Source organism: Bradyrhizobium sp. AZCC 2289 (assembly GCF_036924615.1).
Taxonomy (GTDB): Bacteria; Pseudomonadota; Alphaproteobacteria; order Rhizobiales; family Xanthobacteraceae; genus Bradyrhizobium.
Genome location: NZ_JAZHRY010000001.1, coordinates 1,677,066 through 1,694,949, shown reverse-complemented (window position 1 = coordinate 1,694,949; position 17,884 = coordinate 1,677,066). Strand labels below are relative to the sequence as shown.

The window sequence follows — 17,884 nt, the reverse complement described above, 5'->3', positions numbered from 1 at the left end:
CGTTGGCATAGGGCCGGATTTCGCTGCTACTGGCGTTGGAAGTCGCGCCCACGGGGAGGGCGACCGCAGATCGACACGGAGCTGCGCGCGTTGATCTGGCGAAGGAGCATGGAGAATCCGCTTTGGGGTGCGCCACGCATTCACGGCGAACTGCTCAAGCTCGGGTTTGAGGTCGCGCAGTCGAGCGTCGCCAAGTACATGGTCAAACGGCGAGGCCGTCCAGCCAGGGATGGTGGACCTTCTTGCGCAGCCACGCGCCGGACATTGCCGCGATGGACCTATTCGTTGTTCCGACCATCGGTTTCGACCTGCTCTATGCTTTCGTCATCGTCCGGCTCGGCCGCAGAGAGCTCATCTGGATCAACGTCACAGCAAATCCCGCGGCTGAACGGGTTGCGCGTCAAATAACGGAAGCATTTCCTTAGGACGAGGCTCCGCACTACCTCATCCCCGATTGCGACCGCATCTATTGCAGCGTCGTCACGCGCCGATTGCGCGCCATGGGCATCCGGGACAAGCCTACCGCACCAGCCTCGCAGTGGCAGAATGGGTTTGTCGAACGGCTGATCGGATCGATCCGCCGTGAATGTGTGGACCACATCGAGATGCATTTGCGTCGGGTCCTGAAATCGTACGCCGACTATAATAGCGTCAGAACCCATCGATCATTGGAGAAGGATGCGCCGGTCGCTCGCAAAATTCAGCGAATCGGAAGCATCACATCACACGCCATCCTGGGCGGACTTCATCACCACTACGCCCGAGCTTACGTTTTCGGCACACACAGTCCATCGAAAGCAGCGTTCCACCGTAGCAGATTGCTATTCTTGAGAGGTCACCCAATACAGCTGGCCACATTTCGGGGATGAAGGCGGCCTCGTAAATTCGATTTACCAACTCAAGGTCATCGATCATTGCGGGCCCTCGGTTAGCCGGACTTGGAGCGAGGAGCAGCTATGGAGCATCACCAACATTCTTCAATAGCGGCAAAAACGTCGCGAATTCGGCCCGGTGATGGATCCCGAGCTTTGCGATGAGGCCCCTTTGAGCTGGTTAGCGAGATGGTACGCAGGACGTTTTGACTCTCCAACAGTTCACGACGAAATGTTGACCTGGGTAGCCCGGGGGCGTTGTCGGCTTCGCTAAAAATTCTTATTTGATCCATCCCAAGAGCGGTGCAAGAAGCGCCACGAGTTCGGCTTGCCGATGCACGCCCGTCTTTGCGAAAATACTCTTGAGTTGACTTCGCCCGGTTTCCTTGGCGATGCCGAACTGCTCTGTAACCGTTTCGAGCGCTTCGCCCGAAGCCAGTCGCGCCGCGAGCCGAGCTTCGGCCTCGCTCAATCCGAAGGCTGCCTGTAGCGCAGCCTGCGGTGGCCGCGAGACATCGTCTGGGTCAATTAAAATAACAATGGCCTGGCAATCCCCGAGGGCATTGGCAGTCATGCTTGCAAGTTTTACGGGATACGCAAACAGAGGTCTCCGACCCGTCCGGGGTAGCGGCACCGGCGGAGAAAGGCCGCCGCCAATACGTCGCCACAACAAATCATGAAGGGCGCGGTCCAATGCGTTGGTGGGACCCCTGTCCTTCGCGACCAATTTCCTTTTCGTGATCCGGACATCCCCGTTCAGAAGCCGCTCTGCGGAGGGATTGGCCTTGAAGGCTTCGCCCATCCGATTGATCAACACCACGGCGGTACCGCTGACTTCAAATGCGTCAAGTGCTCCATTCGTTGTAGCGCACCCCATGGCACGAGCAAGTGCGGCAGTTGCCGAAAGACGGCTCGACAACAGCGCAAGTTGACGTTTTTCTGTTTCCGAGAATGGGCCTTGCTCGATCGTGCGCTGGAGAGACAAACACCACAAGTCATCCCCGCAACCAACCCCGACGCCGGCAAACCACCGCAAACCGTGCGGGGCCAGGAACTCCTGGTAATACGGATCGCGTTTTATTCGATCAGGGCTTGAAATATCGAGATCGTCAAAGACGCCTCGTTGCATGATGATGTTGATGCCGCGATAGCGCTCATCCCGCAGATACCAACTTTGCCGAAAATACGTGTCGGCCGATTCACTCATCCGTTCTGTGAACGGGATGTTCGGAATCAGGCCGCCTTTGATGGGGAAAAGAAGGGCTCCGAAACTCTCAGTGAGCGCGGTTGCGGTATCCAGAGCCTTCACCCACGAGGCGGGATTGAGGGCTGCGTCGGCAAAATCCCGCTCGATGGGTTCAAGATTCCAGTCCGGCACGGCTTCGTCCCCAACACTTCCGACCGAGGAAACTGAACTCAGTGTCCCGGCCCCCAAAGCGAGTGGGTAATACCAAATGGTAGGTTACCTCACCCAAATGGGTCAAGACCCTGAATTAATTTTACGTAAACATCTCAACGACTTTCCGTATTTTTGCGGGGTTTTGGGCAGTTTTTTAAGCCAAGGATATGGGTGACTCGAATTGTGAGCGTGGAAGATCGCGCAGGGATCGAATCCGCGCGGGATCCTCTAACGAGGGTCTCCCAGCATTTGCTACCGGAGAAATTAAAACGGGGGCAGTCTGATGACCGTAATTACCTACAACTGGATTGACGGGACGAGCGGGACCTGGGGTACGGCAGCGGACTGGTCTGGCGGAGTGGTTCCGGACGGCACGAGCAACGCGACGATTGCCGGCAGCAGGACGGAGACGGTGACGGTTTCCGCCAATCTGCTGACGCTTGGCGATGCGAATGCGACGCTGGCGGTGACCGCCGACCACTTTCAAGAGGGCAGAACAGAACCACCCAATGGGTCCCGGACCACTACGATAAAGTCGCCGGCAATTTCCTCGCCGCCGAAGCTCGTTGAAACCTAAGATAGCCTTGATGTTGCAGTCCGTGCGCCGATTTTTTGCAAGGAGTTTTCAATGACTTCATATTCTCTGACGTCGAATTCCGACATTTTAACAGGAACGTCCGGGGACGATACGTTTTCGGCGACCTCCACGACATTGAACGCGACGGACAGCCTGGATGGCGGTGGCGGATATGACACGCTGCTGCTGACGGGGGGCGGCACGTTCGACCTGTCGACGCTGGCGCAGTTCGTCAACTTCGAGGAAGTGGACGTTTCGGGCAGCGCGAATTTGACGTTGCGCAACGGCGTCAATCTGACGGTCAACACGTTGGCGACTGGCGAGACGGTTTATCTGGCCAGCGGCACGGTGACGGTCAACAGCAATGGCAGCGATGCCTATTATTTATCGACGGGGAACGCGACCCTTAATAATCTTTATTCGGATGCGGTTTACCTGGGGACGGGCAATGCCGTGTTGAATGCAACTCGAGGAGCTTACATCTATGTTACGGATCCGTCGCAATTGCACGCCGGCGACTCTATAAACCTGTCGACGATCTATGGAAGCTATCAGACGTATGTCAACTTGAATAAAGCTAACGCCGAGTTTGACCTTACAACAATATCGATAAACAATAATTCAGACCCGTACCTCTACTTAAATTTACAAACTACAAATGAAACGGTTGACGTCAATCAGAGCGTCCTTAATTCCCTCTATCAAATAAATAGCTATTACCCTTCCGACAAAATACAAACCGCCGCTGCGACGCTGGACCTTACCCACCCCGGCTTCAGCGGCGCCCTCACCATCGCCAGCACCAACTCTACGGGCACGACCTTCACGGTAAACAATGCCAGCCTGGGGCTGGAGGTCATCGGCGGTCCGGGTAACGATACTCTTGTAGGCCAGGGCTTCACCTTCACCGCCGGACAGCGTGCCGCCATCTTCGCCGGCGGATCGGTCGAAACCATCAAGGATGCCTCCGGAATAACTTACTCGGCGCCTGTGATTGTTCCTCTAACCGCTGGTCCAGATACGATTCTTGGCGCGGCTGCCGATTCAATCGTGTCGGCGACCTCCACGACATTGAACGCGACGGACAGCCTGGATGGCGGTGGCGGATATGACACGCTGCTGCTGACGGGGGGCGGCACGTTCGACCTGTCGACGCTGGCGCAGTTCGTCAACTTCGAGGAAGTGGACGTTTCGGGCAGCGCGAATTTGACGTTGCGCAACGGCGTCAATCTGACGGTCAACACGTTGGCGACTGGCGAGACGGTTTATCTGGCCAGCGGCACGGTGACGGTCAACAGCAATGGCAGCGATGCCTATTATTTATCGACGGGGAACGCGACCCTTAATAATCTTTATTCGGATGCGGTTTACCTGGGGACGGGCAATGCCGTGTTGAATGCAACTCGAGGAGCTTACATCTATGTTACGGATCCGTCGCAATTGCACGCCGGCGACTCTATAAACCTGTCGACGATCTATGGAAGCTATCAGACGTATGTCAACTTGAATAAAGCTAACGCCGAGTTTGACCTTACAACAATATCGATAAACAATAATTCAGACCCGTACCTCTACTTAAATTTACAAACTACAAATGAAACGGTTGACGTCAATCAGAGCGTCCTTAATTCCCTCTATCAAATAAATAGCTATTACCCTTCCGACAAAATACAAACCGCCGCTGCGACGCTGGACCTTACCCACCCCGGCTTCAGCGGCGCCCTCACCATCGCCAGCACCAACTCTACGGGCACGACCTTCACGGTAAACAATGCCAGCCTGGGGCTGGAGGTCATCGGCGGTCCGGGTAACGATACTCTTGTAGGCCAGGGCTTCACCTTCACCGCCGGACAGCGTGCCGCCATCTTCGCCGGCGGATCGGTCGAAACCATCAAGGATGCCTCCGGAATAACTTACTCGGCGCCTGTGATTGTTCCTCTAACCGCTGGTCCAGATACGATTCTTGGCGCGGCTGCCGATTCAATCGTGTCGGCGACCTCCACGACATTGAACGCGACGGACAGCCTGGATGGCGGTGGCGGATATGACACGCTGCTGCTGACGGGGGGCGGCACGTTCGACCTGTCGACGCTGGCGCAGTTCGTCAACTTCGAGGAAGTGGACGTTTCGGGCAGCGCGAATTTGACGTTGCGCAACGGCGTCAATCTGACGGTCAACACGTTGGCGACTGGCGAGACGGTTTATCTGGCCAGCGGCACGGTGACGGTCAACAGCAATGGCAGCGATGCCTATTATTTATCGACGGGGAACGCGACCCTTAATAATCTTTATTCGGATGCGGTTTACCTGGGGACGGGCAATGCCGTGTTGAATGCAACTCGAGGAGCTTACATCTATGTTACGGATCCGTCGCAATTGCACGCCGGCGACTCTATAAACCTGTCGACGATCTATGGAAGCTATCAGACGTATGTCAACTTGAATAAAGCTAACGCCGAGTTTGACCTTACAACAATATCGATAAACAATAATTCAGACCCGTACCTCTACTTAAATTTACAAACTACAAATGAAACGGTTGACGTCAATCAGAGCGTCCTTAATTCCCTCTATCAAATAAATAGCTATTACCCTTCCGACAAAATACAAACCGCCGCTGCGACGCTGGACCTTACCCACCCCGGCTTCAGCGGCGCCCTCACCATCGCCAGCACCAACTCTACGGGCACGACCTTCACGGTAAACAATGCCAGCCTGGGGCTGGAGGTCATCGGCGGTCCGGGTAACGATACTCTTGTAGGCCAGGGCTTCACCTTCACCGCCGGACAGCGTGCCGCCATCTTCGCCGGCGGATCGGTCGAAACCATCAAGGATGCCTCCGGAATAACTTACTCGGCGCCTGTGCAAATTAATGTCAACATCGCCGCAGGCGATGGCATTCTCAACGCGTTAGAAGCGCAATCTGCGCTGATTATCACGGGAACAACATTCGGCGTGGAGGATGGCCGTCAACTGACACTCGGCTTGAACGGCCACAACTACGCCGCGACTGTTACCGCGAATGCCTGGTCGGTCACGGTGCCGCAGATCGACGTCGCTGCGTTGGTTGACGGACAAAAATATCAAATCACCACCGACGTCTCCGATGCGGCGGGCGATTCCACCCACAATGCCACGCGAACACTGACTGTCGACAAAACGGCGCTCGCTCCTGTGATCGTTGGCTTCACCCCCGACAGCGGGGTGGCCGGCGACCACATTACCAGCGCCACATCGCTTACCGTCAATGGTACCGCCGAGGCCAACAGCACCGTCACCGTCTATCAGAATGGCACCTCTATTGGCACGACGACAGCCGATAGCGTTGGCAACTGGACCAAGGCCGATGCCAACGTCCTAGTTAACGGCACGACCTACCAGTTCACCGCGACGCAAACGGACGTGGCCGGCAACAGCAGCGTTGCCTCTTCAAGCTACGCCGCGACGATCGACACCACGGTCGCCGCTCCCATTATCACAGGATTTTCGACTGACAGCGGAACGGTGGGAGACCATCTGACCAATGACACATCGCTCACCATCACCGGCAGCGCGGAGGCCAACAGCAGCGTGACCGTCTATCAGAACGGCACCTCGATCGGCACGACCACGGCCGATGGCAGCGGCAACTGGACCAAGATCGACAATAATACGCTTGTAAACGGAAATACTTACCAGTTCACGGCTGCGCAAATAGATGTGGCCGGGAACAGCAGTATTGTTTCAGCCAGTTATGCGGCAACGATCGACACCACCGCACCGGCGGCGCCGACCCTGGTTCTGGCAAACGACACCGGAACGTCGCCGAGCGACAAGGTGACGAGCAATCCGACCGTCACCTATACGGCCTCGGCCGCGGGTGACATGCTGCTCTACAAGCTGGACGCCGGCAGCTTCTCGGCGACGGTCCCGACCCTGGCCACCAACGGCACTGCCGATGGTGTACACACGGTCTCGGTCGAAGAGCAGGATGCGGCGGGCAATGTCAGTACTGCGGCAAACCTGACCTTTACGCTCGACAGCATTGCTCCGATTGTGCAGAGCTTCACAGCATCAGATCCGTCACTGACGAATGGGAACACCGTTCATTACGCATTGACGTTCTCGGAGCCTGTCACGGGAGTCAATTCAAGCGATTTCAGTCTGGTGACGACTGGGTTGAGTGGAGCGTCGATAACGAGCGTGACCCCGGTCAGCGGTAGCAATGGTGCGCAATACACAGTTGCCGTCGATTTAGGTTCGGGAGACGGCACGCTCGGACTCAATCTCACCGGCACCGCAATCAATGACATCGCCGGCAATGGGCTACCTGGAGGCAGCTACCAACCGCAAACCAGCTACAGCACTGGAAGCAATGGCGCGGCGCGCACGGTCTCGATTGCTGACCTGAACGGAGATGGTCATGCAGACCTTGTAATGGGTAATATTTCTGGGGCCCAGTCGATTTCCGTCCTGCTGGGAAATGGAAGCGGAGGATTTCAGGCGCCAGTTACTTACGCCAACTCTGGCTCTGGCGGCTTTGGTGTCTACTCCCTCGTGGTGGGAGATATCAATGGCGACGGTATCCCCGATCTAGCGGATGTCGGTGGCGGACCGGTCGTAGTTTTCGTTGGTAAGGGCGATGGCACATTCCAGGTTCCGACTATTTATGCTGCTGGTAGCAATCCTACTGCGATTGCGCTCGGAGATCTGAATGGGGATGGCAGACCGGATCTGTTAGTCGCGAATAGCGGCTCGAACACCGTGTCGGTCCTTCTTGGAAATGGCGACGGTACCTTCCAGGGACAAACAACCTACGCCACGGGAAACGTACCGAGGGGTGTCGCCATCGGTGACGTCAACGGCGACGGTATTGCCGACCTCGCCGTGGCAAATGAATTTTCGCACTCGGTTTCGATATTGTTAGGCAATGGTAATGGCACGTTCCAGAGCCAGGCAACATATGCCGTCGGCTCTGGTAGTTTTTCTCCGGTCTCGGTTACGATTGCTGATCTGAACGGGGACGGCAAGGCGGACATCGTCACCGCTGACGGCGACGCATCGACGGTCTCAGTCTTGTTGAGCAACGGTAACGGCACGTTCCAATCGGCGATCACGTACGCAGTGGGAAGTACGCCTAACTCGGTCAGGGTCGGAGACGTGAACGGCGACAACAAGCCGGATCTCATAGTGTCAAATCAAGGCCCGAATTCCGTGTCGGTGTTGCTCGGCAATGGCAACGGCACGTTTCAACCGCAAATCAGCTACGCGACCGGAAGTACTCCTCAACAGGTCGCTATTGGAGATCTGAACGGCGACGGCAGGCCTGACATCGCAACCGCAAACGCAGTTGGCAGCAGCGTGTCCGTTCTTATGAACGCACCACCAACGGTGGCGGGCCCGACTTTCACGGTCGATAGAACGGCACCGGTGGCTCCGACCCTGGTTCTGGCCAACGACACCGGGACGTCGCCGAGCGACAAGGTGACGAGCAATCCGACCATCACCTACACGGCCTCGGCCGCGGGTGACACGCTGCTCTACAAGCTGGACGCCGGCAGCTTCTCGGCGACGGTCCCGAGCCTGGCCACCAACGGCACCGCCGATGGCGTACACACGGTCTCGGTCGAAGAGCAGGATGCGGCGGGCAATATCAGTGCGGCGGCCAGCCTGACCTTTACGCTCGATACCACGGCGCCGGCGGCGCCGACCCTGGTTCTGGCCAACGACACCGGGACGTCGCCGAGCGACAAGGTGACGAGTAATCCGACCATCACCTACACGGCCTCGGCCGCGGGTGACACGCTGCTCTACAAGCTGGACGCCGGCAGCTTCTCGGCGACGGTCCCGACCCTGGCCACCAACGGCACCGCCGATGGCGTACACACGGTCTCGGTCGAGGAGCAGGATGCGGCGGGCAATGTCAGCGCGGCGGCCAGCCTGACCTTTACGCTGGACACCACGGCGCCGGCGGCGCCGAGCCTGGTTCTGGCGAACGACACCGGGACGTCGCCGAGCGACACGGTGACGAGCAATCCATCCATCACCTATACGGCCTCGGCCGCGGGTGACACGCTGCTCTACAAGCTGGACAACGGCAGCTTCTCGGCGACGGTCCCGACCCTGGCCACCAACGGCACCGCCGATGGCGTACACACGGTCTCGGTCGAGGAGCAGGATGCGGCGGGCAACATCAGTGCGGCGGCGAGCCTGACCTTTACGCTCGATACCACGGCGCCGGCGGCGCCGACCCTGGTTCTGGCCAACGACACCGGAACCTCGCCGAGCGACAAGGTGACGAGTAATCCGACCATCACCTATACGGCCTCGGCCGCGGGTGACACGCTGCTCTACAAGCTGGACAACGGCAGCTACTCGACGACGATCCCGAGCCTGGCCACCAACGGCACCGCCGATGGCGTACACACGGTCTCGGCCGAGGAGATGGATGCGGCGGGCAATATCAGCGCGGCGGCCAGCCTGACCTTTACGCTCGACACCACGGCCCCGGCGGCGCCGAGCCTGGTTCTGGCCAACGACACCGGAACCTCGTCGAGCGACACGGTGACGAGCGATCCGACCATCGCCTACACGGCCTCGGCCGCGGGTGACACGCTGCTCTACAAGCTGGACAACGGCAGCTTCTCGGCGACGGTCCCGACCCTGGCCACCAACGGCACCGCCGATGGCGTACATACGGTCTCGGTCGAGGAGCAGGATGCGGCGGGCAATGTCAGCGCGGCGGCCAGTCTGACCTTTACGCTGGACACCACGGCGCCGGCGGCGCCGACCCTGGTTCTGGCCAACGACACCGGGACGTCGCCGAGCGACACGGTGACGAGCGATCCGACCATCACCTACACGGCCTCGGCCGCGGGTGACACGCTGCTCTACAAGCTGGACAACGGCAGCTTCTCGGCGACGGTCCCGACCCTGGCCACCAACGGCACCGCCGATGGCGTACATACGGTCTCGGTCGAGGAGCAGGATGCGGCGGGCAATGTCAGTGCGGCGGCGAGCCTGACCTTTACGCTCGACACCACGGCGCCGGCGGCGCCGACCCTGGTTCTGGCCAACGACACCGGGACGTCGCCGAGCGACAAGGTGACGAGCGATCCGACCATCACCTATACGGCCTCGGCCGCGGGTGACACGCTGCTCTACAAGCTGGACGCCGGCAGCTTCTCGGCGACGGTCCCGACCCTGGCCACCAACGGCACCGCCGATGGCGTACATACGGTCTCGGTCGAGGAGCAGGATGCGGCGGGCAATATCAGCGCGGCGGCGAGTCTGACCTTTACGCTCGACACCACGGCCCCGGTGGCTCCGACCCTGGTTCTGGCCAACGACACCGGAACCTCGCCGAGCGACACGGTGACGAGCGATCCGACCATCACCTACACGGCCTCGGCCGCGGGTGACACGCTGCTCTACAAGCTGGACGCCGGCAGCTACTCGACGACGATCCCGAGCCTGGCCACCAACGGCACCGCCGATGGCGTACATACGGTCTCGGCCGAGGAGATGGATGCGGCGGGCAATATCAGCGCGGCGGCCAGCCTGACCTTTACGCTCGACACCACGGCCCCGGCGGCGCCGAGCCTGGTTCTGGCCAACGACACCGGGACGTCGCCGAGCGACAAGGTGACGAGCAATCCGACCATCACCTATACGGCCTCGGCCGCGGGTGACACGCTGCTCTACAAGCTGGACGCCGGCAGCTTCTCGGCGGCGGTCCCGAGCCTGGCCACCAACGGCACCGCCGATGGCGTACACACGGTCTCGGTCGAAGAGCAGGATGCGGCGGGCAATATCAGTGCGGCGGCCAGCCTGACCTTTACGCTCGACACCACGGCGCCGGCGGCGCCGACCCTGGTTCTGGCCAACGACACCGGGACGTCGCCGAGCGACAAGGTGACGAGTAATCCGACCATCACCTACACGGCCTCGGCCGCGGGTGACACGCTGCTCTACAAGCTGGACGCCGGCAGCTTCTCGGCGACGGTCCCGACCCTGGCCACCAACGGCACCGCCGATGGCGTACACACGGTCTCGGTCGAGGAGCAGGATGCGGCGGGCAATGTCAGCGCGGCGGCCAGCCTGACCTTTACGCTGGACACCACGGCCCCGGCGGCGCCGAGCCTGGTTCTGGCCAACGACACCGGGACGTCGCCGAGCGACACGGTGACGAGCAATCCATCCATCACCTATACGGCCTCGGCCGCGGGTGACACGCTGCTCTACAAGCTGGACAACGGCAGCTTCTCGGCGACGGTCCCGACCCTGGCCACCAACGGCACCGCCGATGGCGTACACACGGTCTCGGTCGAGGAGCAGGATGCGGCGGGCAATATCAGTGCGGCGGCGAGCCTGACCTTTACGCTCGATACCACGGCGCCGGCGGCGCCGACCCTGGTTCTGGCCAACGACACCGGGACGTCGCCGAGCGACAAGGTGACGAGTAATCCGACCATCACCTATACGGCCTCGGCCGCGGGTGACACGCTGCTCTACAAGCTGGACAACGGCAGCTTCTCGTCGACGGTCCCGACCCTGGCCACCAACGGCACCGCCGATGGCGTACATACGGTCTCGGTCGAAGAGCAGGATGCGGCGGGCAATATCAGTGCTGCCGCCAGCCTGACCTTTACGCTGGACACCACGGCGCCGGCGGCGCCGAGCCTGGTTCTGGCCAACGACACCGGGACGTCGCTGAGCGACACGGTGACGAGCAATCCGACCATCACCTATACGGCCTCGGCCGCGGGTGACACGCTGCTCTACAAGCTGGACGCCGGCAGCTTCTCGGCGACGGTCCCGACCCTGGCCACCAACGGCACCGCCGATGGCGTACATACGGTCTCGGTCGAGGAGCAGGATGCGGCGGGCAATATCAGCGCGGCGGCGAGTCTGACCTTTACGCTCGACACCACGGCACCCCTAACGGCCGAGAGCTTAACTAACGATACCGGCGTATCGCCGCTGGACAAAATCACTTCAAACGCCGCCTTGAGTGGATCGGGCGATCCTAACGCGGTGGTTCACTTCACAGTAGACGGCACCGCGAGCGCTACGACGGCTACAGCCAATGGCAGCGGCGCCTGGACCTTTACGCCGAGCGGTCTGGCGGACGGCTCGCATACGGTGGTGGCTAGCGAGACCGATGCGGCTGGCAATATCGGCACGTCCTCGTTGACATTCACGCTCGATACCCATGCGCCGGTGGTGACGGAAGGGCTGGTGAGCGACACTGGCTCGTCATCGACGGACAAGATTACATCAAACGACACGCTCTCCGGCACGAGCGATCCTAATGCGGTGGTTCACTTCACGGTGGACGGCAACGCAATCGCCGGATCGACTACAGCCAATTCCAACGGCACGTGGAGCTTTACGCCAACAGGCCTAGTGGACGGCTCGCACACGATTGTGGCGAACGAGACCGATGCAGCGGGAAATGTCGGAACGTCATCGGCGTTGACATTCACGCTGGATACCCACGCGCCGGTGCTCGTGATAAGCAGCGAGGCCAGCAACGGTAATAGCGGAAAGGTAATGTTGGCTGGAACTTCCGATCTAAGCGGCGCTGTACAAGTTTTGGATGGGACTACGCTCATAGGAACGGCCGCCGTCAGCAGCGGCAACTGGAGCTTCGCAACCGCCAAATTATCTGACGCGGTTCACAGTTTCACTGTGACCGAGACCGACATCGCTGGAAATAAGGGAACCTCTAGCCTGGCGATATTTGGCAGCTCAAATGGTGATACGCTCAACGGTGGATCGGGCAACGATATTATCATTGGCAATGGCGGTAATGACGTCATCAAGGGCGGGGGTGGCGGCGACAGTCTCACTGGAGGAGTCGGCAACGACACCTTTGTCTATACCTCGATCAGCGATTCGCAGCCCGGGGCTGGTAAGTTTGATACCATTACCGACTTCACACACAATGCTGACAAGTTCGACTTTTCTGCAATCAGCGGATTGAACAGCACGGTTCAAAACGTAGCGATAAATTTCATCGCAAATACGACCCCCACAAGTATTGCAGCGCACACTATCGACGTCGTCACAATTGGCCAGAATACCATTGTCTATGCGAATGCCAGCTCATTACCGGAGACGATCAACAACGGCCATGAGGATATGCAGATCAATTTGACCGGAGTGACTTCATTGAGCGCGTCCGATTTTCTCCTCCATGCTTAAATTTATATCAGAATGATCGGCCCCACGCCGGGGCGCTAGACGCATTTAGGAATATAGGACGAGATGTATGGTCAAGAAAGTTCAAGAAGCGACGGAACAGCAAGCGCTGAAAGTCCAACACGTGGATTTGCCCGAACTCGGCGAGACCTTCGCTGATTCAATCGATTTGGTGTTTTTCGATGGCCAAACGCTCAGGATAAATTTCGGTGTGACGCGATTCGAAAAGCCGGAGCAAACTGCTCCAGCGATCGCGAAGCGATATCCCTCTTGCCGACTGGTTCTCACGGCGGGGGCAGCCGTCGAGCTGATGAATCAAATCCAGCAACTTACCGCCAGAATGGTCCAGAGCGGAGTACTCAAAGCAAACGCGGCGACAGATTCGGAACACAAAAAATAGCGCCTGGAGCGAGGCCACCATCGCCCAGGTTCTGGGGTTCTGGTGTTCAATTGCCGCCGGATCGAGGCTCAGATTTGCGCGACCAGGGCATTGAACTGGATCGCTCGACGCTGGCTGACGGCGGTGGTCATGGGCAGTAGAGCATGCCGTAGATGGTAATTACATAGTAATTTCAATAATATAAGAGTTCATAGTTTTATTCTGGGTGGCGCGCCAAATTGCCACCATTCAGAACAAAACCGCGAACCCTGCGGATGCCGGCGGAAGATTGCGGATCTTCCAATCTCCATAGATCTTTGGCGGCGAAAGGAAGTGCATGTTCGTTCTCCCACCCAATGATCGAGATCGTTCCGATCTAATCGCCGTCATGGACTCCGCCACCGTGCAGCCCTTTGTTGTGATTCTCCCGGTTAAGCCCGCGCCCAGAGAGATGCGGTCGGTGTGGCGAGCCCAGTGAACGTTTGAGCGGCGCACGCGACGGATGCTTGACAGAAGCTGTACGGTGCTGTACGGTTATTTCGGAGGCAAGCAATGGTGAATCCCATCTTGCGCAAAGGCGCTGAAGAAGCCCGCAATCAGCTCCCGGATCTTCTCGATGCAGCCGACAAGGGCCGTTCGACGATCATTACCAGACATGGTCGTCCAGTTGCGGCGCTCGTCCCGATCGAGGCGTATGGCGCCGCTGTCATTCGCCAGCAGCCGCTGATGCCCGTCACAGGATCGGGTCGTGGGCTATGGGGAAAGAACAGTACCCGTACGCTTCGAAAGCTGCGTGACGAATGGAGCCGCTAGATTTTGGGGATATGCCGGAGGATGCGCTGGTTCTCATCGATTCGGCGCCCATCATTTACTTCCTCGAGGGGCACCCGAAATTCGGGCCCCGCTTCAAGCCGCTCTTCGAAGCCCATGGAACTGGGCACCTGCGTTTCGCCGTAACAACCATCACCATCGCCGAGGTGCTGACCAGCCCCCTGCAGGCGGCTGATGACGCACTCGCGCAGCGTTATCGTGCGATCCTCGAATCGTGGCAGCCGATCGCGCTTGACGTCGACATTGCGGAAAGCGCTGCAAGACTGCGGGCGTCGCTGCGCCTCAAGCTGGCAGATGCTGTTCAAGCGGCTAGCGCATTGGCGATCAACGCGGCCGCCCTGGTGACCCATGACCGCGATTTCTCGCGCGTGCGTTCGCTGCGTATCATTTCTTGAAGGCCCAGCGCGTCGACTTGACGATCGTTCACGAAAACGCTGTCCAGCTTGCGGGGAGTTGCCATGCCGTCGATCGGTACCACGCTGGCCGCCCCCTATGGGCGCGGCGAGGAGACGGTGGTCGATCGCGAAGTCCGAAGAACCTGGCAGATCGATTCCGCCAAGATTCGCATCGGGGGGCGTCACTGGGACAAGACCCTGGCCGAACTCGTCGCCGACATAGCCCTTGGGCTCGGTGTGAGTGAGCCGGTTGCGGCCGACTTCTATAAGTTTCTTGTCTACGATACCGGCAGCTTCTTCGTCGATCACCGCGATACCGAGAAGGTCCCCGGCATGTTCGCGACGATGGTGCTCGTGCTACCCTCGACCCATAGCGGCGGCGAATTGGTCATAAAGCATCTCGGCCGGGAGGTGGTGCTCGACCCGCGTCCGGAGGAACCGTCGGACATCGGATTCGCGGCCTTCTATGCCGATTGCGTGCATGAAGTGCGTCCTGTCAAGACCGGATGTCGCCTGACCCTCGTCTACAATTTGCGTTTCGTCGGGAAGGGGCGCCCGCTGAAGGCGCCCGACTATCGCGCAGAGCACGGGCGGGTGGTGGAGTTGCTGCGGAGCTGGGCGAGCGCGGAGGACGAGCCCGATAAGCTGATCCTGCCCCTGGAGCACGTCTATACGCCGGCGGAGCTGTCGTTCAGTGCCCTCAAGGGTGCCGATGCGGGCGTTGCCTCCGTGCTGGTCAAGGCCGCCGCTGAGGCGGAATGCGATCTCCACCTCGCTCTCGTGTCGATCGAGGAGAGCGGCAGCGCCGAACATACCAGCTATTACGGCCATCGCCACCGGAGTCGTGACGAGGAGGAGGAGGAAGAATTTGAAGTTGCCGAGATCCTCGACCGGGCGCTGATCCTGTCCGAGTGGCGGCGTCCGGATGGCGGCAAGGCCGAGTTCGACGTTTTTCCATTCGCCGAGGATGAACTTTGCCCGCCCGATGCCTTCGAGGATCTAACGCCGGACGAGCAGCACTTTCACGAGGCGACGGGCAACGAAGGCGCGTCCTTCGAGCGCACCTATCGCCGTGCCGGTTTCGTGTTGTGGCCGACCGCGCGGCGGCTCGCGGTGCTGAATCAGGCCGGCCTCCGCACGACGCTGCCGTATCTCGAAGATCTAACCGCGCGCTGCGAGACGAGCAGCGCATCGATCCAGTCGCCGTTGTGGCGTGAGGCCGATGAGCTATCGGGGCACATGCTGCGCTCCTGGTCCCGCTCGTCTTGGCGGGCGGACGGCGACGCCGAAGCCGGCCGGATGCTCGATTTGCAGGTCAGGCTGGGGAACGTGGAGCGCATCGATACGTTTCTCGCCGAACTGTCCGCCGAAGGTCATTATGCCGCGCCCGACAACGGGGCGATCGTGCGCGCCGCCGCCCTTCTTCCGGCCCCGCGTGCCACGGAGCTGCTGGTCCGGATTGTCAGGTGTAATGCTCCGGCCCATCTCAGCGCCTGCGGCGATCTGCTGTTGAGCTGCGTCGCGGAACCGACGGGTGCGACGGGTGATCTGGAGCAGATCGGCGCAGCCTTGGCAGACACTTTGCCGGGCGACCCGGCCAAGCAGGTGCTGGTTAGCACTTGGGCTCGGCCAACGCCGGTGAAGCCGGGCTTCGTCGTCGATCTTCTGACGGCGACGAGCCGGATCGATGCGGGGCTCGCGGCGCGTGCGATCGAGCACCTGCTGGCCTGGCCGAAGACATACGAGCCGGACGACGTGCTGGTCCCCGCCGCTCGTGCGTTTGCCAAGCTGGTGGAAAGCACGGCGTGGCCGGCGGTGGGGCGGCTTCGAGAGGCGTCTCTCGACCACCTGCGCAGGCGCATCGCCCTGCCGCTGGAGGCGCCGCGGGACTGGACCAGGACCAACCCGCTCAAATGCACATGTAGCGACTGCCGTGGGCTGGGCGCGTTCCTGGTTGCGCCGGATCAACAGCAATGGCGCCTGAAGGCGGTCCAGGATCGAAGGACCCACGTCGAGCAAAGCGTCCGGAGCGCGGCGTGCGACCTTGACCTCACGACGGAAAGGCGCGGCAGCCCCCACACGCTGGTCGCCATCAAGAACCGGGCCAGCTACGAACGGCGCGCGAAGCAGCGTCGGCAGGATCTTGAGCATGTGTCGGCGCTGGGCGGATGACGATGGCCTCGCACCGCACGGAATAGGGGGGGCGCCCCCAGATGAGTCGGAAGAATCGGGTTCCACGTTCTGATCGTGTCGCCAAAGTGTCCGAAGCGGCACTTGCCGCCCGGCACTTTGCAAGTGCCATCGACATCCTCGTCGGGATTGGGTGGCTTGACGCTCGAGCGGTGGAACGCTGGCGCTGCGGGCAGATCGACTGCCTGGAGGAAGCTGTCCGGCTCAATTTGCAGCACATCTCGGAAGCCATGCGGCAATTCCGGTCCTGGGCGACCGCGAGAGGATTGTTCGCAGGTCGCGCTTCATCGCGCGGAGGCTTGCCGTTCCCCGGGTGCCGTTGAGGTCAGGCACCATCGGGTAGATCGAGGTAGGTCATGCGATCCATGACGCCGTTCGCGAGCCCTACCTTGTAGACGGCTTCAGCGAAGCGCCTGTCCTCAGCTATTCGGCTCAGCTTGCCATTGCCCATGCGCTGCGGCAACAGCATGCAAATCGGTTCGAGCATTTCGATCTCGAACGGAATATTGACGCCGGCGGTCATCGAGAACTTCCCGGGGGTGAGCAGCCTGGTAGCGATCAATTCTCCATCGTCCATCGAATTCTCAAGCCCGACATCGAGCAGCCATACCTTGAAGTTGCGGAGAATGTCGGTGGCGATCAGGCCCACCGTATCGTGACGCTGTTCGATCAAGAGTATGGCAAACTGCGACGCGCGCATCGCGTCCAGCATCAGCCGCTCGTCAGACTGCGCGTCGAATTTGGCGGACTTCGCGTAACGGTCGATCGCTCGCGAACGATCCGCAGGCGCGGTGTAAACAGCAAGATCGTAGACGTAGTACATCTCTTCGACGTCTTCGAGAAACAACGTCTTTCCTCGCGTCAATCCGAGCCGACGCGCGTGATCCAGCAGTCTGTCGCCGGAGACGCAATTGAGAACTTCCTCATGAAGTCTCTTGGAGATTTCCCGCAGGCGAAGATACCGGAGAAGGATATCGTCGCGCGTCGAGCGCATATCGTCGTCCCAAGGCAGTGTGGGCTGTTGTTTGGCAAGCGAAAGGGCCATGGGACGCCTCC

10 protein-coding genes are annotated in these 17,884 nt (G+C 60.0%); 8 read left to right on the top strand and 2 right to left on the bottom strand.

Translation table 11 applies throughout. The features are described from left to right. Window positions 1–272: 272 nt before the first annotated feature. Both V1289_RS08295 and V1289_RS49570 read left to right on the top strand, forming a co-directional pair. Complete coding sequence (locus V1289_RS08295) at window positions 273–425, top strand: hypothetical protein (RefSeq protein WP_334396485.1); 153 nt, start codon at window positions 273–275, stop codon at window positions 423–425. A 75-nt stretch (window positions 426–500) separates the two neighbouring features. Beyond that, a complete protein-coding gene (locus tag V1289_RS49570) occupies window positions 501–869 on the top strand; it encodes an integrase core domain-containing protein (RefSeq protein WP_442895971.1) in 369 nt (122 codons plus the stop codon). Between the two features lie 283 nt (window positions 870–1,152). Here the strand turns inward: V1289_RS49570 and V1289_RS08290 are convergent, their stop codons facing one another. After that, complete coding sequence (locus tag V1289_RS08290) at window positions 1,153–2,250, bottom strand: helix-turn-helix transcriptional regulator (protein WP_334396483.1); 1,098 nt, start codon at window positions 2,248–2,250, stop codon at window positions 1,153–1,155. A 304-nt stretch (window positions 2,251–2,554) separates the two neighbouring features. Here V1289_RS08290 and V1289_RS08285 point away from each other — a divergent pair, with 304 nt between their 5' ends. The 6 genes from V1289_RS08285 (at window position 2,555) to V1289_RS08260 (ending at window position 16,810) form a co-directional block, all read left to right on the top strand. Continuing rightward, complete coding sequence (locus V1289_RS08285) at window positions 2,555–2,848, top strand: hypothetical protein (protein ID WP_334396482.1); 294 nt, start codon at window positions 2,555–2,557, stop codon at window positions 2,846–2,848. A gap of 51 nt (window positions 2,849–2,899) precedes the next feature. Next, the gene (locus V1289_RS08280; protein WP_334396481.1) at window positions 2,900–13,036 is read left to right on the top strand and encodes an Ig-like domain-containing protein; all 10,137 of its coding nucleotides are present in this window, start codon (window positions 2,900–2,902) and stop codon (window positions 13,034–13,036) included. Window positions 13,037–13,103: 67 nt separating this feature from the next. Beyond that, window positions 13,104–13,433 (top strand): hypothetical protein, encoded by a 330-nt coding sequence (locus tag V1289_RS08275; RefSeq protein WP_334396480.1) that lies wholly within the window; start codon window positions 13,104–13,106, stop codon window positions 13,431–13,433. 531 nt (window positions 13,434–13,964) lie between these two features. Beyond that, complete coding sequence (locus V1289_RS08270) at window positions 13,965–14,225, top strand: type II toxin-antitoxin system Phd/YefM family antitoxin (RefSeq protein ID WP_334396479.1); 261 nt, start codon at window positions 13,965–13,967, stop codon at window positions 14,223–14,225. An 11-nt stretch (window positions 14,226–14,236) separates the two neighbouring features. Continuing rightward, window positions 14,237–14,638, top strand: coding sequence for a type II toxin-antitoxin system VapC family toxin (locus V1289_RS08265; protein ID WP_334396478.1), 402 nt, complete (start codon window positions 14,237–14,239; stop codon window positions 14,636–14,638). Between the two features lie 63 nt (window positions 14,639–14,701). Further along, entirely contained in the window at window positions 14,702–16,810 is a 2,109-nt protein-coding gene (locus V1289_RS08260; RefSeq protein ID WP_334396477.1) for a 2OG-Fe(II) oxygenase, read from the top strand. Window positions 16,811–17,153: 343 nt separating this feature from the next. On the opposite strand, the gene V1289_RS08255 is transcribed toward V1289_RS08260, so the two are convergent. Then, the gene (locus V1289_RS08255) at window positions 17,154–17,873 is read right to left on the bottom strand and encodes a hypothetical protein (RefSeq protein ID WP_334396476.1); all 720 of its coding nucleotides are present in this window, start codon (window positions 17,871–17,873) and stop codon (window positions 17,154–17,156) included. Between the last annotated feature and the right edge of the window lie 11 nt (window positions 17,874–17,884).

Coding starts and splice junctions, on each gene's coding strand:
- V1289_RS08295 (WP_334396485.1), top strand. CDS start 273: ATGGACCTATTCGTTGTTCCGACCATCGGTTTCGACCTGCTCTATGCT.
- V1289_RS49570 (WP_442895971.1), top strand. CDS start 501: ATGGGCATCCGGGACAAGCCTACCGCACCAGCCTCGCAGTGGCAGAAT.
- V1289_RS08285 (WP_334396482.1), top strand. CDS start 2,555: ATGACCGTAATTACCTACAACTGGATTGACGGGACGAGCGGGACCTGG.
- V1289_RS08280 (WP_334396481.1), top strand. CDS start 2,900: ATGACTTCATATTCTCTGACGTCGAATTCCGACATTTTAACAGGAACG.
- V1289_RS08275 (WP_334396480.1), top strand. CDS start 13,104: ATGGTCAAGAAAGTTCAAGAAGCGACGGAACAGCAAGCGCTGAAAGTC.
- V1289_RS08270 (WP_334396479.1), top strand. CDS start 13,965: ATGGTGAATCCCATCTTGCGCAAAGGCGCTGAAGAAGCCCGCAATCAG.
- V1289_RS08265 (WP_334396478.1), top strand. CDS start 14,237: ATGCCGGAGGATGCGCTGGTTCTCATCGATTCGGCGCCCATCATTTAC.
- V1289_RS08260 (WP_334396477.1), top strand. CDS start 14,702: ATGCCGTCGATCGGTACCACGCTGGCCGCCCCCTATGGGCGCGGCGAG.
- V1289_RS08255 (WP_334396476.1), bottom strand. CDS start 17,873: ATGGCCCTTTCGCTTGCCAAACAACAGCCCACACTGCCTTGGGACGAC.